This window comes from Anaeropeptidivorans aminofermentans, from assembly GCF_940670685.1.
In the GTDB taxonomy this organism is placed as follows: Bacteria; Bacillota; Clostridia; order Lachnospirales; family UBA5962; genus Anaeropeptidivorans; species Anaeropeptidivorans aminofermentans.
Window position 1 is genome coordinate 294,268 of sequence record NZ_OW711693.1, and the last position, 23,278, is coordinate 317,545.

The 23,278-nt window shown below is 37.8% G+C and carries 13 protein-coding genes and 1 tRNA gene; 11 read left to right on the forward strand and 3 right to left on the reverse strand.

What is annotated here, in order from left to right:
- The first annotated feature begins 26 nt into the window (after positions 1 to 26).
- The 5 genes from NBX03_RS01120 (at position 27) to ftcD (ending at position 4,995) form a co-directional block, all read left to right on the forward strand.
- Entirely contained in the window at positions 27 to 899 is an 873-nt protein-coding gene (locus NBX03_RS01120; protein WP_330638434.1) for a branched-chain amino acid ABC transporter permease, read from the forward strand.
- Positions 900 to 1,200: 301 nt separating this feature from the next.
- A complete protein-coding gene (locus NBX03_RS01125) occupies positions 1,201 to 2,247 on the forward strand; it encodes a branched-chain amino acid ABC transporter permease (protein ID WP_250228943.1) in 1,047 nt (348 codons plus the stop codon).
- A complete protein-coding gene (locus tag NBX03_RS01130; RefSeq protein ID WP_250228944.1) occupies positions 2,247 to 3,020 on the forward strand; it encodes an ABC transporter ATP-binding protein in 774 nt (257 codons plus the stop codon). Before NBX03_RS01125 ends, NBX03_RS01130 begins: the two co-directional genes overlap by 1 nt.
- Positions 3,013 to 3,723, forward strand: a complete 711-nt coding sequence (locus NBX03_RS01135) for an ABC transporter ATP-binding protein (protein ID WP_250228945.1) — start codon at positions 3,013 to 3,015, stop codon at positions 3,721 to 3,723. Before NBX03_RS01130 ends, NBX03_RS01135 begins: the two co-directional genes overlap by 8 nt.
- A 366-nt stretch (positions 3,724 to 4,089) precedes the next feature.
- Positions 4,090 to 4,995, forward strand: coding sequence for a glutamate formimidoyltransferase (gene ftcD, locus NBX03_RS01140; RefSeq protein ID WP_250228946.1), 906 nt, complete (start codon positions 4,090 to 4,092; stop codon positions 4,993 to 4,995).
- Positions 4,996 to 5,154: 159 nt separating this feature from the next.
- Here the strand turns inward: ftcD and NBX03_RS01145 are convergent, their stop codons facing one another.
- Entirely contained in the window at positions 5,155 to 6,285 is a 1,131-nt protein-coding gene (locus tag NBX03_RS01145) for a PQQ-dependent sugar dehydrogenase (RefSeq protein ID WP_250228947.1), read from the reverse strand.
- A 370-nt stretch (positions 6,286 to 6,655) separates the two neighbouring features.
- On the opposite strand from NBX03_RS01145, the gene NBX03_RS01150 reads away from it, so the two are divergent.
- Positions 6,656 to 7,042 carry an OsmC family protein gene (locus tag NBX03_RS01150; protein ID WP_250228948.1) on the forward strand — a complete coding sequence of 129 codons (387 nt, stop codon included), beginning with the start codon at positions 6,656 to 6,658 and terminating at the stop codon, positions 7,040 to 7,042.
- A gap of 548 nt (positions 7,043 to 7,590) precedes the next feature.
- On the opposite strand, the gene NBX03_RS01155 is transcribed toward NBX03_RS01150, so the two are convergent.
- Positions 7,591 to 12,975, reverse strand: a complete 5,385-nt coding sequence (locus tag NBX03_RS01155; RefSeq protein WP_250228949.1) for a SpaA isopeptide-forming pilin-related protein — start codon at positions 12,973 to 12,975, stop codon at positions 7,591 to 7,593.
- A 2,498-nt stretch (positions 12,976 to 15,473) separates the two neighbouring features.
- Between NBX03_RS01155 and NBX03_RS01160 the strand changes: the two genes are divergently transcribed.
- On the forward strand, positions 15,474 to 16,199 hold the full coding sequence (locus NBX03_RS01160) for a GntR family transcriptional regulator (protein WP_250228950.1): 726 nt from the start codon (positions 15,474 to 15,476) through the stop codon (positions 16,197 to 16,199).
- Positions 16,200 to 16,431: 232 nt separating this feature from the next.
- Positions 16,432 to 16,503, forward strand: a tRNA-Gln gene (locus NBX03_RS01165).
- A gap of 405 nt (positions 16,504 to 16,908) precedes the next feature.
- Here NBX03_RS01165 and NBX03_RS01170 read toward each other — a convergent pair.
- On the reverse strand, positions 16,909 to 17,934 hold the full coding sequence (locus tag NBX03_RS01170) for a LacI family DNA-binding transcriptional regulator (RefSeq protein WP_250228951.1): 1,026 nt from the start codon (positions 17,932 to 17,934) through the stop codon (positions 16,909 to 16,911).
- A gap of 824 nt (positions 17,935 to 18,758) precedes the next feature.
- Between NBX03_RS01170 and NBX03_RS01175 the strand changes: the two genes are divergently transcribed.
- The 3 genes from NBX03_RS01175 to NBX03_RS01185 all read left to right on the forward strand — a co-directional run bounded on the left by NBX03_RS01175 (position 18,759) and on the right by NBX03_RS01185 (position 23,268).
- Positions 18,759 to 19,826, forward strand: a complete 1,068-nt coding sequence (locus NBX03_RS01175; RefSeq protein ID WP_250228952.1) for a BMP family lipoprotein — start codon at positions 18,759 to 18,761, stop codon at positions 19,824 to 19,826.
- An 857-nt stretch (positions 19,827 to 20,683) separates the two neighbouring features.
- A complete protein-coding gene (locus tag NBX03_RS01180) occupies positions 20,684 to 22,225 on the forward strand; it encodes an ABC transporter ATP-binding protein (RefSeq protein ID WP_250228953.1) in 1,542 nt (513 codons plus the stop codon).
- Positions 22,222 to 23,268, forward strand: coding sequence for an ABC transporter permease (locus NBX03_RS01185; RefSeq protein ID WP_250228954.1), 1,047 nt, complete (start codon positions 22,222 to 22,224; stop codon positions 23,266 to 23,268). Before NBX03_RS01180 ends, NBX03_RS01185 begins: the two co-directional genes overlap by 4 nt.
- The last annotated feature ends 10 nt before the right edge of the window (positions 23,269 to 23,278 follow it).

A 23,278-nucleotide genomic window follows, 5' to 3' on the forward strand; every position in this document is an offset into this window, starting at 1 on the left:
TGAAATAAAAGAAAGGAGTGATGCTTATGTTTATGGAGCAGCTAAATAACGGTTTGGCCCTTGGCAGCATCTATGCCCTTACGGCAATAGGCTTTACCATGGTTTACGGCATTATAAGGCTTATAAATTTTGCCCATGGAGATATTTATATGATGGGAGCGTATTTTGCTCTTTTAGGCATAACTGTTTTAAAACTGCCTATATTCCTGGCATTTCTTTTCGGAATGGCCTGTGCGTGTATCTTAGGCTTTTTAATCTCAAGGCTTGCCTATAAACCTGTTTTCAAGGCGCCGAAAATAAACTTATTTCTCTGCGCCATAGGAGCGTCAATATTTTTAGAAAATACGGCTATGCTTGTTTTCGGGCCGGAGACCCAATCCTTCCCGGAGGTTATAAAAAATTCCACCTATAGCTTCATGGGGCTTAAGGTGACTACGTTGCAGCTGATTATATTTAGTACGGCAATTGTGCTGATGGTGATCCTTACTTATATCGTTAAGTATACGAAGCTTGGAAGAGCCATGCGCTGTACTTCACAGGATATGGACGCGGCAAGGCTTATGGGCATCAATACCGATAGAATTGTATATTTTACCTTCGTTCTCGGTTCTTCCTTAGGCTCTGCGGCAGGAATACTCGTAGGCATGTATTACAGGGCCGTATATCCCATGATGGGCTTTATGCCCGGCCTTAAGGCATTTGTTTCCGCTGTTATCGGCGGCATCGGCTCCATACCCGGGGCAATGCTCGGCGGTATGATTATGGGCGTTTCCGAAAGCCTTGGCGCCGCTTATATTTCATCAGGCTACAGAGACGCAATCGCATTTATTATTTTGATTATTATTCTTTTATTCAAGCCCTCAGGGCTTTTAGGCAAGGAAACAGGGGATAAAATTTAGTTCGTGTTTGAAAAATCAAACATCGTATATTTTGCCATAAAAGGTGATTTATAGTAAAGTATGCCAATTGCAGTAACAAAAACCGTGTATTTTGAAGGGCTTAATAGAAGGGGTTCTATTATATTAAGCCGTTTATAAAAAATAGGTTTTTGCTGCTACCTTAAAGCTATTTTACTATATTCGTTAAAAATCCTCGAAATAGTTCCGCTGTTTCTGCGGTTTTTTCCTCTAACTCCCTCTTTTCTTACAAAATATACCCGGGTTTTCTTATTTTCAAACACCACCAAAAGGAGGTATTTCATTGGCTACATTAAAGGTTTTCTTGAATCTCTCCATAGCCCTTGTCGTTCTTTACGTAGTAATAAAGCTTTTTTCAAAGGCTTTTGACCTATGTGCCAAAAAATACGGGGACTTGGATCCGAAAATCAAAAAAACAGTAAATATTATATTTGCAGTCGTTATACTGGGCTGGCCCTTTTTAACCAGCGGCGTGCCTTATATTCAAAGAACAAGCATTATGATTTTAGTTTATGTGGTTCTTGCCTTAAGTTTGAACTTTGTTCTGGGCTTTGCGGGGCAGCTTTCCATGGGCCATTCAGCCTTCTACGGCATCGGCGCTTATATTACGGCCTTACTGATGGTAAACCTTAAAGTTTCCTTCTGGATTGCCCTTCCCTTAAGTGCAGCAGGCGCGGCACTTTTCGGCTTTATCTTAGGTCTTCCTACTTTGAGGCTGAAAGGAGACTATCTGGCCATTGTCACCATAGGTTTCGGAGAAATCATAAGGCTTGTGCTTGTAAATTGGATTTCTCTTACGAGAGGCCCAGCAGGCATACCGGGAATTCCTTCCCCTTCCATATTCGGCTTCGTTTTAGGGGACAATATCCATTTTTACTATCTTCTTCTGGGCTTAGCTGTAATTACTGTATTCATATCTGTAAGGCTTTTAAATTCCCGTTTGGGGCGGGGTATGATTGCCGTTATGGACGATGAAATTGCAGCCGATGCCATGGGGGTAAATTCCACAAAGTTAAAGGTTTTGGCATTCGTTTTGGGAGCGGCCGTAGCAGGAGCCTGCGGAAGCATGTTTGCCACCTTTATTCACTATGTAAATCCTGATAACTTTACTTATATGGAATCTGTAACGATTCTCTGCATGGTAGTTTTAGGCGGTGTAGGAAGCGTTCCAGGGGTTATTGCAGGGGCGGCGATTCTTACCATTATGCCTGAAATGCTTAGAGATATTTCCACCTACCGCTATGCAATATACGGCCTGCTCTTAATCGTGATGATGATTGTAAGGCCCCAGGGCATGATAAGCTCTTCCGGAAGGAGGCGCAGTTCCTAATGAACGTATTGGAGACTAAGAACATAACCATGAGATTCGGCGGCCTTACCGCTGTAAACAATGTAAGCATAGAGGTCCCGAAGGAAAACATCATCAGCCTTATCGGCCCTAACGGCGCAGGAAAAACCACATTTTTCAATCTTCTTACAGGCATCTACAGGCCAACGGAAGGAAATATCAATATATGCGGAAAGCCGGTTGTAGGCCTTAAGCCTTTTGAAGTGACGAGCCTTGGTGTAGGCAGAACATTTCAAAACATACGCCTTTTTAAAAGCATGACAGTCCTTGAAAACGTAATGCTGGGGCAGTTTTCAAGAACGGGAAGCGGATTTTTCCAGTGTGTACTGGGGTCCAAAGGCGCAAAAGCCGAAGAAAAAAAGTCAAAGGAAATAGCCATGGAGCTTTTGGATTTCGTGGGGTTATCTCATAAGCGAAATGAGCTTGCAACTTCCTTGCCTTACGGTGAGCAAAGGAAGGTTGAGATTGCCAGGGCAATGGCTGTAGAGCCTGAGCTTATCCTTCTTGACGAGCCTGCGGCAGGAATGAATACCTCTGAAAAAAGAGAGGCACAAAATCTAATAAAGAAAATACAGCAAAGAGGGCTTACAGTTTTTCTCATAGAACATGATATGAAGCTTGTAATGGGCATTTCCGACAGGGTTATCGTTCTTGACTACGGCAATAAAATAGCCGAAGGAGCACCTCAGGAAATCCAGAAAAACGAAAGGGTTATTGCCGCTTATCTTGGAAAAGGAGGCGAAGCCAATGCTTAAAGTAGAAAACATCAACGTGTATTACGGAAATATTCACGCGCTGAAGGGCATCAGCTTCGATGTAAATAAAGGGCAGATTGTAACTTTAATCGGCAGTAACGGCGCCGGAAAAACAACCACCTTAAGGGCCATATCCTCTCTGATAAAGCCAAAGGAAGGGGATATTCTCTACGAAGGAAGCTCTATTTTAAAAACACCGGCGGAAAAGCTTGTTTCTATGGGGTTAAGCCATGTTCCGGAAGGAAGAAAAATATTTGTAAATCTTACTGTATCTGAAAATCTCCTTATGGGGGCCTATTCAAGAAAAGACAATAAAAATAAGCTGAACGATGATTTGGCATATATTTTTACCGTATTTCCAAGGCTTAAAGAAAGGGCAAAGCAAATGGGGGGAACCTTGTCCGGCGGTGAGCAGCAGATGCTTGCCATAGGAAGGGCGCTTATGAGTAAGCCAAAGCTTTTAATGCTTGATGAGCCTTCCATGGGCCTTGCGCCTATTGTGATAGAGGAAATATTCTCCTGTTTAAAGGAGCTTAATAAAGACGGTCTTTCCATACTGCTTGTAGAGCAGAATGCAAACATAGCCTTAGAGCTTTCCGATTACGGCTACTGTATAGAAACAGGAGAAATTGCTTTCAGCGGCAACGGAAAAGACCTTCTCAAAGATGACCGGGTAAGAAAGGCGTATTTGGGAGAAGAATAATATGGTTTAACAAAGAAGTATCATTAAATTTAAAATTTAGCTGAAACAGGGGGCGATACCCTGAACATTCGCCTTAGGCGAGTGCTTAACGGACCAAAGTCCGCATTGCCCCTAAAATCAGGCAATACTTTCTTATATCCATATGATATATAGTCAATTTGCTTATACCGCTGTAAGCATTTAGCGGAAGGCCTAAATAAAAGAAAAGCAAAAATGGCACAGAATTTTGGCTTCGCAAAAACCGCACTTTGTGCATTTGGATGTCTTTGCGATTCTATCTTCTGGCCGCAGGATTTTTTCTGTTCCAATTGACAAGGTGCTTTTTTATTAATCAAGTATATTAAAATTTCATAGGAGGAAATTATAATGAAGAAATACGTTCATGCAGTTCCTAATTTCAGCGAGGGAAGAAGAACAGAGGTAATTGAAGCCGTAGTAGATAATTTTAGAAATAAAGAAGGAATAAAGCTTATGGGCTATTTCCCCGATGAAGACTTTAACAGAACCGTTATTGAGGTTATCGGGGAGCTTGAGCCTTTAAAGAAGGCCCTTATAGAAATGACCAAAACCTCTATTAAAAATATCGATATGGAGCACCAATCAGGAAACCACCCAAGAATTGGCGCTCAGGATACCATTCCGCTCTTCCCCGTGAAAAACATCACCATAGAAGAGCTTAAAGAAGTAGCAGAAGAATTAGGAAAAACAGTATATGAAGAATTAGGCGTTCCCGTATATTTTTCCGGCGAAAACGCAAGAAACGAAAACAGAAAGAGCATCGACTACATCAGAAAAGGCCAGTACGAAGGCTTAAAAGAAGTTGCCCATTTGCCTGAAAGAGCTCCGGATTTAGGCGAAGGTAAACTTCATCCAACAGCCGGAGCCGTTATCGTAAGCGCAGGCTTAAGACCTCTTGTAGCATTTAACGTTATACTTGATACCGATGATTTAGTTGTTGCAAAAAACATCGCTAAAATCTTAAGAGGACCAAGCGGAGGTTTTACAACAGTACGTTCTATCGGCCTTAAATTTGAGGAAAGAAATAAAGTAGCCGTTTCCATGAATATGTTTGACTTTGAAAAAACACCTCTTTACAGAACCTTTGAGCTTGTAAGCCTTGAAGCAAAAAGATACGGTGTAAACGTTCTGGGAAGCGAGCTTGTAGGGACTCTTCCCCAGGAAGCCCTTGTAAATTCAATTGAATATTATCTTAAACTTGAAAATTTCAACAGAGATCAGATTATCGACAACCATCTTATGGATTTAAAATAATAAAAAGCGGCCGAAAGGCCGCTTTTTATTATTAATAGAAAAGAATACTTTACTTAGAAAACAAGGAAGATATAGTTTAAAGATGCCCTATGAGCTTAGGGAGGACCGATATAGATTTGCTTTGTTAATCTATATTTTATTCAGCATTTAATCCATTAATCAGCTTTCTGCCCTTGGAGTAAGATGCAGCATTAAGTCATCTCCCGGCCGGGGTGTTCCTCTGCCGTCGGTGTTGCTTGTTAAAATATATAGAGAACCGTCGGGGGCATAATATACGTCTCTTAGCCTTCCATAAGTATCTTTAAGGAGGATTTCCATATTTTGAACCTCCTGGCCATCATCGGAAAGAGTGAGGGCAAGAAGCTGCTGACCTCTTAGGTTTGCCACTAGGAGCCTTCCGGCCCAAGGGCCTTCTTCAACATAGGCTATTCCTGCAGGCGCCCAAGTAGAGTCGCCGCTGCTTATAATGGGGCGGATAAAATCCGGATGCTCCTCTAATGTTTCAGGGCCCCTTACCAGCGGCCAGCCGTAATTTCCGCCCGGGACTATTATATTGATTTCATCATATCCGCTTTGCCCATGTTCAGAAGCATACATTGTATTATTGATTCCCCATGCGATGCCCTGAGGATTTCTATGGCCATAGCTGTAAACAGGAGAATCTGGGAAGGGATTGTCCTCAGGAATGCTGCCGTCAAGGTTTACTCTTAATATTTTACCGGCAAGGCTGTTTAAATCCTGCGCCAAGTCACCGTTTCCGGAATCTCCGGCGGTTATATAAAGCTTTCCGTCAGGCCCTATTTTTATTCTTCCGCCGTCATTTACCCTGCTTCCCGGAATCCTATCGATTATGATTCTATCGTAGGAAGCTTCGTTTTCTCTTTCTACAAGCCTTGCAACCCTGTTAAATATCTGTCCGCCGTCTTCGTAGGAATACATAACATACATAAACCTGTTTTCATCAAAATCAGGGTCAAGGACGATTCCCATAAGCCCTCCTTCCCCCACGTCAACAAAGGGGAGACCAAATCTGATGATAGGCATGGGATAAAGCTCCCCATCTCTTATCATTCTAATTTCCCCCGGTCTCTCTGTAAAATAAATGGTTCCGTCTGAGGCGATATCCATGGCCCAAGGTATCCTTAAGTTATCTGCGGCAGTTTCTACATCATAGGGAATACCTAAATCCGTTTCTGTTTTGGATACAGGCCTTGTATTTTGAGTTCTATTAAATTGTTGCACTTTTTTCTGAAGCATGCTATATAAAATATAGTAAGCTGCTTTATTCATTGTATTTCCCCCAAAAACATATACTTTTCACATGATACTTTTATTATATTACGTATAGATTGTCTTGATGAATCAAAAGTCTTCCAATAGGAAATATAAGCGTACTAAGTGCGTGTCCTCTAAGAGAATATTATATAAAACAAATGAGCATTTGGGGAAAATATGGTATACTGAAAATATAACATTTCTTAAAATTATTTTTTGCTTATTAGGGGTATTTATCATAGCAAGAATAATTTTAGAAAAATAAGAAAGCAGTTTAAAAGACAATGCTTTATTAGATATATAGCTTTTCTCACTGATGGCTATGATCTTATTATAAATACAACTTATCTATACAATATGAAAAACATAAACAAAGGAGGATAAAATGACGACAATAAAATACAGAAACGGCAAAAATGAAGTTCATAATGAAGCAGGCTATCAGGTGGAAGGAAGCCCTGCGGCAGGTCTTAACGGCTTAAACCCAAAGGAGCTTTTGGAAGCCTCTTTAGGTCTTTGCGTATCTCTTACCCTTACACATCTTCTAAAAAGAGATAATATTGAAGTAGGAGAAAAGGGCATTGATGTTGAAGTGATTTCAAAGAAAGACGAGGGAGGAGCCAATAGATTCTCTAACTTTACTGTAAAGGTAAAGTTTCCGGAAGGATTAAGCGACGAATATAAGGAAAAAGCAAAGGTAATCATAGAAAGAGGATGCACCATAGGAAATACCTTGAAAAACTCATCTTTAATAGAACTTATTGAGCTATAGTAAATAAAGATTTAGTTAAAATATATTTTATTATTGGAAAGGCTTTAAAAATCTTACAGTCGCCATTTATATAAGTAGGTCTTGTTAGTTTTTATATAAAAAACTTAATATACTTATTAAATCAAGTAAGCTCGCTTATAGTAAATTTCAAATGAAACAGTAATAAAAATCGTATATTTTACGCTTAGTGAACCTGGAAACACTTACAGGGAAACTGTTAAAGTGTTTTCAGGCGAACGCCCCCTTACAGCCAACAAAGATATTTTAATCTTTGTTGGCTATGAATGACTTTAAACATAGGGGTTTTATATGTTTAAGCTGTTCATGAAAAATAGTTTTTTATTGCATCCTTCAGTGAAATTTACTATAAAAAGCTTTAGGAGCTTACTTTTTATTATTTTTCATTCCCATTATACAATCTCTATTTATTATATTTAACAAACAAGCTTACCTCTAATGATTATCAATGTATTCTTAATCATTTGGGAAAGAGGAATATTGCATATAAAAAGGTACTTCCTTGGGAAGTACCTTTTTACTAAATATGATTAAGCTGATTTATTAGGCTTTTTTGTAAGAAAAATAAATGCGCCTGCAAGAAGCATGCTTCCGGATACTAAATATACCATGTTGTTTGATTCTATGCCTGTCTTTGGATTCTTTTTCTTGTCTGTGGCAAATTCGGCGGAACCTAAAGGCGGTATTTCTACTAAAATGTCTTCATAAGTTCCATCGGGGTGTGTAACCCTTATAACAAAGCTGTCTTCACCGGTGAAGCCGGGGTCACGGGTGTAGGTCCATTTACCGTCTTCATCGACTGTAACCTTGCCGTTTTTCGGAGGAACTGAAACGAGAGGAATTTCCTCATCGGGAATTTCAATTTCACCTTCTTCTTCAGGTTCAGGTACGGGTTCAGGGCTCGGTTCCGGCGGGATTACAGGTTTCTCTGGTTCTGGCGGAGTTACAGGTTTTTCGGGTTCTTTTGGTTTCTCTGGCGGCTTTGGATCTGGGTCCGGATCGGGTCTATTGGGGCCGTCTGGCCCCGGAGGCGGGTCAGATTCTGTTCTGTTTGTTATGGTAATTGCCTTTTCAAGAACATTATCATTATCTTCTCCTAAAACTACCTTACTTACAGTGCTATTAAGTATATAGCCGGAAGGAGCTTTAATTTCCTTTATATAGTATGTTCCATATTCAAGGCTAGGGGCTTTAGCTATACCGTCATCCCCTGTTGTAATTTTTGCTACCACCTGATTATTTTCATTTCTTATTTCAAATTCTGCGCCTTTAAGAACTCTGCTGTTGTTCTCATAAGCTACTTTTTTGATAATAAGAGTACCTAAAGGTATTTTCGTATTTTCAATGGGTTCTGTGGTTAAATCAATCGTAGCGCCGTCATCTGCTATGAAGAATTCAATTATTTTTCCAGCTTCATTTAAATAATAGCCGCTAGGAGATTTAGTTTCTTTGAGAAAATACTTTCCATAAGGAAGGTTTTCTATTGTTGCAGTTCCGTCTTCTCCGGTAACAATATTAATATCTAAAGGGGTTTTGGAAACTCTCTCGCCTTCTATACCTGCAGCAGGAAGAATAGGATATAATTTAAATTCTGCCCCCTTGAGAGGTGTTTGGTGTGAATCCTTATCAACCTTTTTAATGATAAGTGTTCCTTTAAGGCTTTTATTTACTACGGAATAAGATTCTGAGCCGTTTCCGCCTATGCCGGCATATACAGTTTCCTCTTCTTTTGTAACTTTGGCTTTCCATTCATCATCGGATTTCTCATAGCCGCTTGGTGCAGAGATTTCTTTTATGATATAGTCTCCGTATTCCATGTTGTAGAAAGAAATAAGTCCGTCGGAATCGCTTGCAGCTGTTGTAAGAAGTACTGTAGGAGCAGAAGCCTTATAAATTCCAAACTCTGCACCCTTAAGCGGCGTTTTAAGTCCATTATCGCTTACCTTGTAAAGATGAATGGTACTTTTAACCTTTTCGTTGGCTATGATTATTTCGGTAGTACTTGTTGGAGGGATTTCAGTTATTCTTTCTGCTTCTTCAGGCAGTTTATAGCCTTCAGGGGATTTTGTTTCCACAAGTTTGTATTGAGCATTCTTTTTAATTAAAATGACTGCTGTACCATCTTCGCCTGTAGTAACCTTCCCTACAACTTCATTATTAAGCACCAAATCAAATTCTGCTCCGGGAAGAGCCGTGTTTGGGTTGTTTGTATCAATCTTTTTAATAGTTACAAGCCTTAAGTTCCCGCCGATGCTTCCGCCGCTGGTGCTTGTATCTACTGTAGCTGTTTCGCGGTCATTATTGTTGCCTTGTTCAATCTTTGTACCTTGACCTGTAAACTTAACGTCATTCTTTGCAACTACAGGTCCTGATTTTGCATATACAACGGTTGTATATTTAATCTCATATTTTTGATTTATTACAGAATCAGTTCCGTTTACTGAATTATTCCATTCAAGCGTAAATGAAACAGGATATCCCGACGCATTTTTGGTAAATGTCAAGATATAATCCGTATCAAGAGTGAGTTCCTCGTCGGTGTCAAGATTTGTAACTTTAAAAGATTCGTCATCGTAAGCGTGCACGCCTTCCAGGGAATCTGTAATTTTGGCATTTTCTACTAAAGAGCGGCTGTCATTTACGGTAACTGTCCATGTAAGCTCTCTTCCGTTTTTAGAAACGGCTTTTGACGCAAAGCTATCTGTATGGGATGAGAAATCTACCTCGGCTTCAAATTTGTCCCGATTTTCTACAACGGCTTTATTTTCATACTTTGCTGCTGATTCATCGGTGAATTTTGTACTATAGGTTATGAGATAAGGTCTATTTTCAGGCAATGTTATTTTAAAGCCTGTAATCGTTTCAGCGCTGTCGCTAGGTAAATACTCAACAGCTATACTATCTGTTACATCAACAAGATTTTGCACGTCTCCTGCTGCATTAAGAGAATAAGAGAATATTTTAATACTTTCAGCTTTAAAATTCTGAACGGTGCCGGCACCAATGATAGTATCTTCTACTGTAAAAGGAGGCGTATATTCAGATAAATGGTTTACCCAAATGCTCCATTCAATTTCTCTGTTTTTCGCATCTAATTTGCCTTTTTTCTCACCGTTATTTGCGGCTCTGTCGGTGATATCATAGTGGGCATCTTTGTCAGTGGTTCTAGGCTCTGTATCATCAAGCTCTTTCCAGCTGAAGTTGACTGTATTTTCATACCTTTTTACTTCTCTTTCATCCGCTGTTGTACCTTTTAAATCTCTGTCAAAATCAGTAACATATACGATTGTATATACACTCTCTTTTAAGTCACTATTAAATTTAACTTCGAAGCCGATGATCTCTCCGTCGCTTTCGGTAGGAGTATACGTGTAATCGTTACCTGTACCTTCTGTCAAAAGAGAGCTTCCTTTATATACTTTAGGAGCTTCTTTAAGTTTAAGCCCTGCGCTCAGCGTATCTGTTACAACAAGCTCTTTGATAGGGGTTTTGGCAGGGTCAATGGTAATGGTCCAGGTCATTGTTTTGGCAGAATAATCTATGCTTGTAAAGTCTTTTTTAAAGGAGTTCTGATCAAGCGTCTGCGTAACGTCTTTTTCTAAATCTCCCTCATAGCCATATCCCGGGCCTGTTCCGAGTCCTTCTGCGCCGTGGGTAAGCGTGGCTGTGTTTTTAAACGTAGCCGGTTCATCTTCGCCATCGCCTGTGCCTACGTGCGCTTTGTCTACCTTTGTTCGATACTCTATTTTATATTCTTTATCTATATCCCCTAAGGTAAAAGTTAAATTTGTAGCACCATCGCTATTAGCAGTCTTAGCGGTGGCTGTTTTGCTTGCATCTTCGCTGTATGTTGCAGGGGAAGAAGTATTTGTTCTTTCGGATATTTTAATGCTTCCGCCTACAAGAGCATGATTTCCTTCTAGGATATCCGTTACAACAGCATTTTTAAGCGGAGCGCCTACACTGTTTACAATAATCGTCCAGCTGAAGTATTTGTCTTCGGAATATTTTCCGCCTTCGGGATGCACTTGTTCTCCTGTTTTATGAATCATACCGTTATTGCCTCTGTTAAAGGTCACGGTTTTTTCAGCAGGGTCTCCCTTAGGGGTTTCGGAACCGTCTACATATACCTTTGCACTGTTTGTAAAAGAAGTTTTAGTATAATCTGTTATATCAGTTATATAAGTAATCGTCCATGCTTCGCTGGTCGTGTAAATAGGGATTTCTAAAATGGTATTGTTTCCAGATGGTGTTTCTGTAGGGGTTACAATTTTTGTATTGGATACAGAGCCGATTACAGTCAAGCTATCCTCCCTGTATTTTAATCCGGCAGGTAAGGTATCCTTAATTATAAGAGAATTAAGCGGAAGTTCATTCTCGTTTACTGTAAGGGTCCATGTAATATATTGCGGATTGTACCTGGAACTTTCAACGCCGTCAATACCGTCATTAAGCACCCCATTCTTTTCAATGTATTTGGGATTTGCAGGTGTAACTTTGCCTATGATTGGGGTTTCGTTATTAAGCAGAACGGTATTTTCAAGAGGGCTGTTGCCTATGCCGTCCTGCAAAGGATTATATGTGGTTTCGTATATTATTCTATAAGCTTCTTCTATCGTCCCAAGATCTAAAGTCCAGCCGTCTGTAGGTGTTCCTACAGAGAGAGTTCCTTTTGATATGGGACCACCGGGCTTAACTTCAGGAGCATTTGTTCCTGTAATATCAATTTTAAGTTCATAAATTTCAAAGCTATCGGCTTTATAAGCATGATTTGGCCCTATGGTATCTATAATTGTTGCATCAGTTATTTTTTCCAGGCCTTTGTTAACGTCTATCGTCCACTGGATAATGCCGGGGGCAGTGATCTTCCCCTCTTTATATATAGGGCTAAAATTATCTGCGGGTTTTATATAAATAGGTACGGTAATGGTATTATCTTCGGAGATTGGAAATTTTAATTCAGAATGATTTCCGTCTCCTAAATCTAATTCTTCAAGGGAAAACTTAGTTTCAAGCCATGCGGTTCCTTTTACGCCAAAAAGTGCATTTGCATCTGCCATAAATGTAACTCTAAGCTTAGGACTTCCGCCTTCCGCAGCAGGTAAAAATTCATACTTTGCTAATATTTCATCTTCTTCACCTTTCAGCTCACCCTGATGCTCACCGGTTGATATAGGAAAATATTCAGGAAGGTCTATTTCTATGTAGTCACCTGAACTAAAGTTTGCTGTATCCTTAACTTCGAATTCATACTCAATGCGGAAAACGTCATCGGCCTCAAACCTTCTGTCTTTCAAAGGCTCTTTTGTGATATCCTGCCAGTCTTCATCTTCTGGGTCTTCTTTATCGGTATATTTTACTATTATATTTGTAAACTTTGCCTGTTCGTCAGTGAGTTCCGTTCCCGTACTAAAAGGGCTAAACCCCAAAAGAGTACTGATCGCATTGATAGCGTTTTCTATCAATCCAGGTTTCTTTTCCTCTATGGGGGCGTTCTCTCCTTCGGTCTGGCCTTCTTCTAAGGGTGTTTCGCTCCCTATTTGACCTTCTTCGCCGCCGGATGCCGGGTTATCTTTTCCTTCAGGCTGGCCTTCCTCTAAAGGTGTTTCACCTTCAACTTGTTCACCTTCCTCTTCAGATTGATCTTCTTCAGATGGTTCTTCTCCTTCTTTAGAAGATTTTTCCTCGGAGGAGGCGTTTTCTGCTTCCTCCGTTCTGGTTTCCTCAGTACTGTCTTTGCCTTCAGTGGAATCACTGCCTGAATTTGGCTCTGCTGTTTCTGTTTTGTTTTCAGGAGATTCTTCCAAATAAGTTGTCGGAGAGTTGGCGTAAGCCTGGGGAGCCGAAGTAATCAAAAGTGCGGCCACTAAAAGCATACTCAAGACTTTGTGCCATACCTTTTTATCTTTTCTCATAAATACACCTCTCTTTAAATTGTTTATTATTTGTAAATACTACACAAGCATTATAGAAATTTTTGTGCAATTATTTATATTGAGTGTAAGAGGGATTATACCATGTATTCTGCGGTTTATCAAGCCAAAAGAATTTGAATACTATCTAATAATAATTATTAATAAAGAAATGCAAAACTGAAAATTTAGAGGTAATTTACATAATGAAAATTTTTAGAAATGAAAAAATCCTTGATTTTACATGATTATATTTAAGAATATGGAAAAGTGAAAATGTTCAAAATATATTTTTAATAAAGAAAATGACTAAAAATTTAGAACAAATTTTGCATCTTGAGAAAAATACATATTATTATTTATATATTACAATTTTTATTAATAAACAGAAGGAATTATATATATAGTGCACATAGGGGCAATTGAGAATCACTATTAATTGAAATAAAAAAGTGATTATTAATAATTTAGATTAGAATTCTACTTTGAGAATTGCATCTGTTTAACAAAGTTTGTATGAAAAAATAGGGAACTTTCGAAAACAAGAAATTAAGATTTTTTGAAACTTTTTTGAAGATTGATTTTTATCTATTTACACTTGAATAAATATTTAAGACTCTAGAGATGATTTTTCTTTATTTGACGTGGGCCAGTATTTTTGGATCTGATTGAGCTTATGGTGATGCCGGAGCATAAACAGTAAAAATATATCACATATAAAGGCATGGATGCAAGATATTTTATATTTTAATATTCTTACAATCAAGAATAAGAATGCCCAAAGAGTATATGAAAAATCAGTTTATAGGAATATATTATGAAAAATGCTCTAAGTTTAGATAAAATGAATGATGATTTAGGCATATTAGACCTTATAAAGATGACGTTGACTTTTATAGATATAGACAGGAGAATGTTCTTCCTGTAATTACACTTATCATACAATAAGTATAATAAATAGTACTTGGAAATTATAATAATAGGATATAAAAATACCATATAGATACAGTAAAAATACATATAGTATACAAATATTAATACAATATTATAACAAATCAGTATAAAATATTAAATATTATATCTTGTTTGTAGTATGAAATTAAAACATAATAGATACAATAAAAATACATCATAGGTTTTTATATGCACAAGTTTAATTTAATATAAATAGAAGGTATAGCTAAGCTTTCATGATTAAATAAGGAGTGTCTTATAAAATAAGGGATGATTTTATCTTTAATTTAACGCAAGCTATTAAGGAAAGACATTTTAAGTCTGCCAAATTTAAAAATAAGCAGATGCTTTTAAAAATAAAGTACCGCGGTGAATAATACAATAAGGTCTTATAAAATAGGTGTTATTGAGGACCTATTCATAATTTAATAATGGCTCATTATATAATGGATAAATTAAAGCTTATTTTATTCAACATAAAAGCACAAAAATAATAACAATATGATAAAATACATTTTTCTTATAAAAGTTAAAATTTTTTGTATAAAAGGTATTTGTGTTTTGTGAGAAAAATAATATTTTGGAGGCATAACTCCGCTTAAAGACTATATTTTTTAGAGATAATACAATATTTTTATCAGAAAAATATGTATAAAGGAATTAATAAAAAATGCAAAAATGTATTTATATATTTGTTTTTTTGCTTAATATTAAATACATAGGACATACAATGACTAATATTATTGTATTTTTTGAAAGAAAATACTATAAATAAATTTAAAATCTAATCATTAAATAAGATAATACCTTTATAGTGATAATTTCCATAAAATATGAAGCCTTATTTAGCAAATAATGCAATTATCCGTTCTTTAGGGTATGCCTAAAGGGGGGAGGACTCTTATTTCCATGTTTTTTTCAAAGACTTTTCTTTTGTCAGATACCGGAGGTTTAAAATATGATTTGCAGTATTTTAATTTAGGCCGGATTTTTTTGATTGTACCACCGGAACTTACGTCTTTTTACAAATGATACTTTTTAAGCCCTAAAATATACTTTGGACTTGAGAGAAGCTTCTAATGCAGAGGTTTACTAGGCGCTTTTAATATATTTAATATTAAGGGAATTTGATTATTTTTAGGATGGCCTAAAAGCTTGAAATAAGTATAGGACGATGATAATATAGTAAATTGTCTGTTCCAAATAATATAATGTATTTCCGTTTGTATTTAGGAATATTTTAGGTTATAATATTTCTTAATAAAAGAATATGGGGAATTTAGCCATATAAAACTATGTTTTTGTTACTTTAGCAACGGAAACATAGTGAACTCTATCGGTTTTATTGTTTTATCTCATGGGAGTGCATGCTTAGGAAATCAAGATAATTGAAGGGCTTTACGTATATTCTTTTATAGATTGCTTGTAAAATCATAGATATTGTCTGTTTCGCTATTTGCAAATAAAGCTTGAAGCCAGGATTAAATTTGATTTATAAACTGCTTCAAGGCCTTTTAAGTATAGATGGAAGGAAATCAATTGCTTATATGAATAATGGATCGGTATCTCCGGCGTTTGACAAGGTCTATAAGGGCCTTGAGACAAAAATACTGGAAGGTGAACTTAAATACGGAGAGCGTCTTCAGACGGAAAAATGGCTTTGCGACTATTATAAGGCCAGTAGGACAACTGTGAGAAAAGCAATAGATGCTCTTATAAATAAGGGCCTTTTAGAAAGAAAACCCAATAAAGGGGTATATGTTTTATATACGAAATTTGATACCAGATTTCAAAAGCCTGCGAGTATATTTCAAGAGCTTACTCGTTCAGGTGTTAAAACTACGTCGAAAATCATTTCTTACAGAATATTATGGGACGAGAACAAGTTCATGGAAATCTTTGATTGCGGTCCATTAGATAATATCATAGAGATTTCAAGGCTGCGATATGCAGATGACGACGTTTTTTCTATACAGACTATATATCTTTTGGAAGAGGTTTTTCCCGATTTTAACCCATGGGGCCTTGTGGGTAACCCTACACAGGATATTCTCTCCACAGGCTATAATATAGAAATAGGCAGCACCGTTCAGGTGGTAAATGTCGCTTCTTCGAGCAAAAGGCAAAGTGTTCTTTTAAACATTCCCCAGAAAACTCCCCTTTTATTTACGAAAAGTACTATGTATACGAAGGACAAGCGGGTTATTGAATATCAGGAAACCTATGTAAACACAAATAAAATACCTTATTCTTATCGGGTAAATATGGGCTGAAATTTGGGTTTTTACAGGTTGAAGAACAAATATAGAGTTATTTTTTTGGCGGCTTAGGTCGCTTTTTTAGAAACATGAAGATGATGGTATTTTATGTGAATTCCTTTAAAGCTTTTTATTGGCACCGGCTTTGAAACTCCAAGGAAAAAACGCAAAATTCTAAAATTTATCTTGACATTTTAGCATTTATGTAAGATAATAGCTTAGTCGGAACAAAGCGGCTTAATAATAATGGGCTGTCGCCAAGCGGTAAGGCAATGGACTCTGACTCCATCATCCGCAGGTTCGAATCCTGCCAGCCTAGTTTTTAAAAGGAACCGGATTATCGGTTTCTTTTTTGTTTGCTATAAAATGTATGAAGGCCCTTTTGAAGTTTAAAAAATTTCTTATCCTTGAATTCATATGAATAATGGCATTGTAAATTTATTTTTTGTTATTTTATGTTCGCTATAACTAAAATACTCACAGGGTCATAAAAGCAAATTGGCTATACGGCAAAGGAAATTATGAAGCAATAAAGCTATTTTCCTAAAGAATGATGCTTTATTTAAGATTTCTGAAATGCATCAGGCATAAATTTATCTTATTACAAACAAGGCATATAATAAAAAAGGAATCCTTTTTAAAGGATTCCTTTTTTATTATGTAAAGAATTTATAAATAATTTTAGGAAGCAAATATGTATAGGCTTCAGCAGGCGTATACGAAATTAACCTTCAAAGGATTTCGGAGGAGCAGTGCTTTTTCTTATAATCAGCTTAGGCTCAAAGGAGGAAAAAGGTTCAATTTGCTTTCCGGATTCGATGGCGGCTATAAGGGCATCTGTTGCCGCGGCTCCGGTTTTTTCTATGGGCTGATGGATGGTCGTAAGGGGAACTTCCATAAATTCGGAAAAAAAAGTATCGTCATAGCCGATAATGGAAACATCGGCAGGAATTTTAATGCCGTTTTCCGAGAAAGCTTTATATACGCCTAAGGCCATCATATCGTTAAAGGAAAATATGGCGGTAAAGTCTTTGCCTATAAGTTTTTCTGCGGCGGCCATTCCGCCGTCCATCTGATAATTGCCTTCCATAAGAAGCGATTCATCAAAAGAAATGTTATGTTCTTTAAGGGCTCTTTTAAAGCCCACAAGCCTAAGGCGGGAGTCTTCCAGATTTGAAGGACCGGCAATACAGGCTATTTTTTTATGGCCTAAAGATATTAAATGGCTTCCGGCAAGAAAACCACCCATTTCATGGTTTAAAGTAGCTACGGGGGCGGGGATTGAGGGAACGAAACGGTCAACCATAATAAAGGGTATATCATATCCTTTAAAAAGCCCTATTGTATCAGGAAGGGTTTCGGTAGCGTCTTTTGACATGGAATATATAATGCCGTCGACACCTTTTGAAGAAAGGACGCGAATGCTTTCGGCATCTCTTACGCCGTTATCCCCTGTATTACATAAAATCATGGTCCAGCCATTTTTCTGGCATGTATCTTCTATTCCCTTTGCAAGCAAAGAGAAGAAACTGTTTCGTATATCGGGAACAATGAGCCCTATGGTTTTCGTTCTTTTCTTAATAAGCCCTATAGCCAGCTGATTTGGACGATAGCCCATTTCCTTCGCAGTTTTCAACACCAGCTCTTTTGTTTTTTCAGAAATTTTATTAGGGCGGTTATTTAGAATCAGTGAAACAGAGGTTGTTGAAAGCCCTGTTTTTTTAGCAATATCCTTGAGTGTAACCCGCATGTGTGTAATCTCCTTTTGTGTTTCAAATTACCATATCATGCAATTGCTTTTTTTATGTAAAAATGCCCGTGCCGGCTTTGCTGAATTAATAAAAAGCGTATTGCATAAAGTAAAAAGCAAAATCCTGTTAATCATATATAGTAAGAATTTATAAATTGTAATTATGAGTATTATGCATTTAGCAAGAAAAAAGAAAGTAAACGATTGCTATTATACTGCATTTTATCATAGCAGATTTATTATACTGTGCCAATAGGATTTTACAAGAATATATCGGATTTGTGAGAAATCAGGCTTATATTCCTATGAGGAATGTTTTTAAATATAAAGAATTCGCAGGGCAAAATAAACAAGTTACGGCGCAAATATATTTTATATTATTTTAAATATATACTCTCCAGTTTTTAACACTTGATTTTATATAGAAATTTATTGCAAGATGTTCTAAGGATAAAGCACAGATTTACACTTTTATATTGATAATATATTAACAATTTCATATAAGTTTAAAAAGAAAACGCGTTGGCGGAAAATCCTTATAAAGAGATATTTTATGAAACAGATATTTGCTATACCCTGTCTCTATTTAAAAAGAGGATTGTTAAATTTTTATATAAGACTAAAGTTTTTTAAGAGTGTTTTGCATAAAAGTATCAATTTTTTTTTGGTTAAATTGTCATAGCTGAATTTATTTACAAAACCATTTTGATATGTTAATATGTTTTCATCATGAGGTAAAACGTTTAATCTCACGCTTTATCCTAATGTAGAAAAATGGCTTATTATGACTAAAATAACCATCATTTATTTTTTAAGGAGGAAAGTTGATGAAAAAGTTTTTGGCAGTAGCTTTATCAATGATAGTTTTTGCATCTGTTTTTTCAGGCTGCAGCGGCACCGGAGAAAAGGCAGCAGGGGACAAAGGCGGCAGCGGAGATAAGAAAATCAAAGTAGCTTTAATTTATTCAGGCTTTCTCGGTGACAAATCTTTTAACGATTCGGCCCATGCCGGTGCTATGAAGGCGGCAGAGGAACTTGGTGTAGAAATTAAGGAAATGCAGTCCAAAGAGCCTACAGAGTGGGAATCCAACTTTGTTGCTATGGCATCTGAAGATTATGACCTTATAATCGGCGTATCCACACAGTTCCAGGAAATCATGGCAAAACACTGCCCTGAATATCCCAATAAGAAATTTGCTTTAATTGACGGCGTTGTAGAAGGCGATAATATTGTTTCTTCAACATTTGCACAGAACGAAGGCTCTTTCCTCGCCGGAGCAGCGGCGGCGATGTTTACGACAAAGACAGATATTGAAGGCGTAAACGAAGATAAAGTCATCGGCTGGGTTGGCGGTATGGATATTCCTGTTTTACAGGACTTTTTCATTGGCTACGAGCAGGGCGCAAAATATATCGATCCTGATGTTCAGATACTTCGCTCTTTTGCAGGCTCCTTTACAGACCCGCTTAAAGGCAAGGAGTTAACTCTTGCTCAGTACAGCCAGGGTGCAGACATCGTTATGAACGTAGCTTCAGGCACAGGCGTTGGCATTTTGGAAGCGGCTAAAGAAGACGGCAAGTATGCTATCGGCGTTGACCTTAATCAGGACGGCGAATTCCCAGGCTCCATACTTACTTCTATGCTTAAGAATGTTGACCAGGCTACTTATCTTGCTATAGAGTCAGTTGTTAACGGAACATTTGAAGGCGGTTCCGTAACTTATCTTGATATTAGTAACGGCGGCGTAGGCCTTACAGATATGTCCGTTATGAAGGAAGCTTTAGGCGACAAATTCCCTCAGGATATTTTAGACAGAATTAAAGAGCTTGAAGAAAAGGTTAAATCAGGAGAAATCAAGGTTGATTTCTATGATGGTTTCGGCCCTAAATAAACATAATTTAAAATCCTGCAGAAATTAAAGGCTTGGGGTTCATTGCTTAAAAAATGGTATAAACAGGATTTGTTCATGATAAATCCTGTTTATACTTATGAATGAAAACCGGATTATTTATGAAATTTGGTTTTCGTTAAAGTCACATGTTTTTTTCGGTAAAATTATTCATAGGACTCAGTAGGCATTGACGGAAAACATAAGTTTATTTTGCCGGAAAAATAGATTTAAAAGAAAGGTCTCGATGGCCTATGCAGTAAATGCATTATATAGATAAATTCATTTTAAACAGTAAGCAGGCTGTGATTTTATCATATTATTTAATCAGATAAAATAATATTGTCTTACTGCTATTTGAAGTGAAAACTAACTATAACTTATAAATCTTTTTTTACGGCAGAGCAAACAATATTCCAATATAGTAAAATAAGCTAGACAAGGCCCTGTATTGATATCGATTCCAGGCGAGGTTTTGTAACTTTATTTTACTTATCGCCTGATTATTCAATAAATCTATTAGGCGGCTTTTTTTATATTTATAGTAAATTAACTTGAAAAAGACTAAGTTATTTACTATAAACGCAAGGAAAACATGTTTTTAAAGCTAGGGCGTGTCTGAAAACTCCAAACTCTAGGATATTTTGCCATAAAAGCGCGACTTCATCGTTGTAAATCCTCAAGATAGCACCGCTATCTTTGCGGTTTTCTCCTCGAATTCACACTTTCTTACAAAATATCCGTCGGTTTTCCGGTTTTCAGACACTGCCTAGGGTTGACTTATTATGATTTTTGCCGGTTTGCAGCAAATAAGCTTTTTAGGAATCGTCTTTAACCGATTTTTCTGAGGGAGTGGAACAATGAATGAATATATAATAGAAATGAAGGGTATCGTAAAGAACTTCGGCCCGGTAAAAGCTGTACAAAACGGAGAATTTAACCTTAAAAAGGGCGAGATACACTCTCTTATAGGCGAAAACGGCGCCGGAAAATCTACTATGATGAAAATGCTCTACGGAATGTACCCTATTGACGACGGCTCTGTGGTTATACACGGAAGCGAGGCGGGTGTACATGACACGAAAACCGCTATAGAAAAGGGCATCGGCATGGTTCATCAGGAGTTCATGCTTGTAGATGAGCTTACAGTATTGGAGAATATAATTCTGGGATTTGAGCCGAAAAAGGGAATTACTATAGATTTTGATAAAGCAAGAACAGAGGTCCGCAGGTATATCGAAGATTATAATATGGATATACAGATGGATAAAAAGATTAATCAGATTTCTCTTGGAGAGGCCCAGAGGGTTGAAATTATAAAGACCCTTTACCGGGGGGCTGAAATTATTATCTTGGACGAGCCGACGGCGGTGCTTACCCCACAGGAATGCGATAAGTTCTTTGAAATCCTCATCAATCTTAAAAATGACGGCAAATCCATAGTTTTTATATCGCATAAGCTTGACGAGGTAATGGAAATTTCCGACCGTATCACCGTAATGAGACATGGAAAATACATAAACAGCGTAAATAAATCAGAAACAAATTCAAGAGAACTTGCAAAAATGATGGTTGGAAGAGAAGTTTTCCTTAATATTAATAAATCTGAAGAGCATGCGGGGGAAACCGTTTTGGAGGTATCAGATTTATGGACATCAGGGGAAAAGGAGCTTTCAAAAATCAGAGGTATTTCCTTTAATGTCCGCTCCGGAGAAATTGTAGGAGTAGCAGGTATTGACGGAAACGGCCAAAGCGAAATGATAGAGGCCATAGCCGGCCTTCGAAAAGTTGAAAAGGGCAGAATCACCCTTGACGGTAAAAATGTAACCAATTTATCCCCTAAGAAAATAAGGGAGACAGGCCTTGCCCATATTCCTGAAGATAGAAACGTAAGAGGCCTTAACAGAGAATTTACCATAATGGATAATCTCGTCGCCGTAAAGCTTGACGATAAGCAATTTTCAAAGGGTATAGCAAGAAACTTCAAAGAAAGCAAGGAGTTTTCAGAAGCCCTTATTAAGCGTTTTGATATCCGGCCGGCAGACGCCATGGCGCTTGCCAGAGGATATTCAGGTGGAAATGCCCAAAAGGTCGTTGTAGCAAGAGAAGTTGATGCTGAAAGCAAGCTTCTTATAGCCGCTCAGCCCTCCAGAGGTGTTGATATAGGGGCTATCGAGGCCATAAGAAAAATCCTTGAAGAAGAAAAAAATAAAGGCAAAGCAATCCTCTTGATATCTGCGGATTTAGAGGAAATACTTTCCCTTTCAGACAGAATCATCGTTATGTATGAAGGAAAAATATCAGGAGAGCTTCACGCCGCCGAAGCAAATGAAGAAAATGTCGGTATGCTGATGATGGGCGGCTATGAAGAAGAAAAAGCTTCAGAAGGAGGCAGAGCATGAGCGATAAATCAAAATATATCAATCTCCTTATAACAATAGGGGTGTCTATGGCTATCGGAGCCGTTCTCATGGTTGCCTTGGGCTATAACCCCATTGACGCCTATTTTCATCTTTTCAGAGGCGCGTTTTACGGAAAGCTGAATTTAGGAACGACCTTGCAGAAATTTACGCCGCTTTTAATCACCTCTCTTGCATTTATTGTATCTGCAAGGGCAGGCGGCTTTAACGTAGGGGTTGAAGGCGAAATGTACCTGGGAGCTATCACAGCTGCATGGCTTGGCTTTGCACTTCACGGTATCCCTGCCCCCTTGCACATATTGATATGCTTCTTGGGTGCAATGGCTGTAGGCGCGGCATGGGCTTATATCCCTGCATCTTTAAAGGCTTATTTCGGGGTTAACGAGGTCTGCGTTACCATACTTTTAAACTACGTGGCAAAATATATAACCTCATTTTTAGTAAACGGCCCTTTAAGTGCAAAAACAGGTGTTCCTCAGACACCGGTAGTAGACAAAAGCATTATGCTTTTCAGATTACTTAAACCCAGCCAGGCCAATGCCGGATTTTTCATCGGTATTATCGTAGCCATATTTATTTACTGGCTTTTAACAAAATCAACCATAGGATATAAATTTACTACGGTAGGCTTTAACCCAAAGCATGCAGAGTACATAGGCATCAATCCTAAAAAGCAGCTTATTTATTCCATGATGGTTTCAGGTGTAATGGGCGGTATTGCGGGAGCAATAGAAGTATTAGGCGTTTACGGTTACTTCCTTGATAATTTCTCCTCCGGCATCGCTATGGACGGAATGCTTGCGGCCCTAATTGTTAAAAACGATATCAGAATGGCCCCCCTTATGGCGCTTTTCCTTGCTGTCTTGAAATCCGGTGCCTTGGGAATGGAACGCTATACGGGTGTTCCAAAGGGAATCGTTGATACGATTATAGCCATATTTATTATATTTGCCACTATGGACGCCTTATTCAGCTGGCACAGAAAGAAAAAGGCGGCTAAAGAGACTTTAAAGCCTGCGGCTTAGAGCAAAGGAG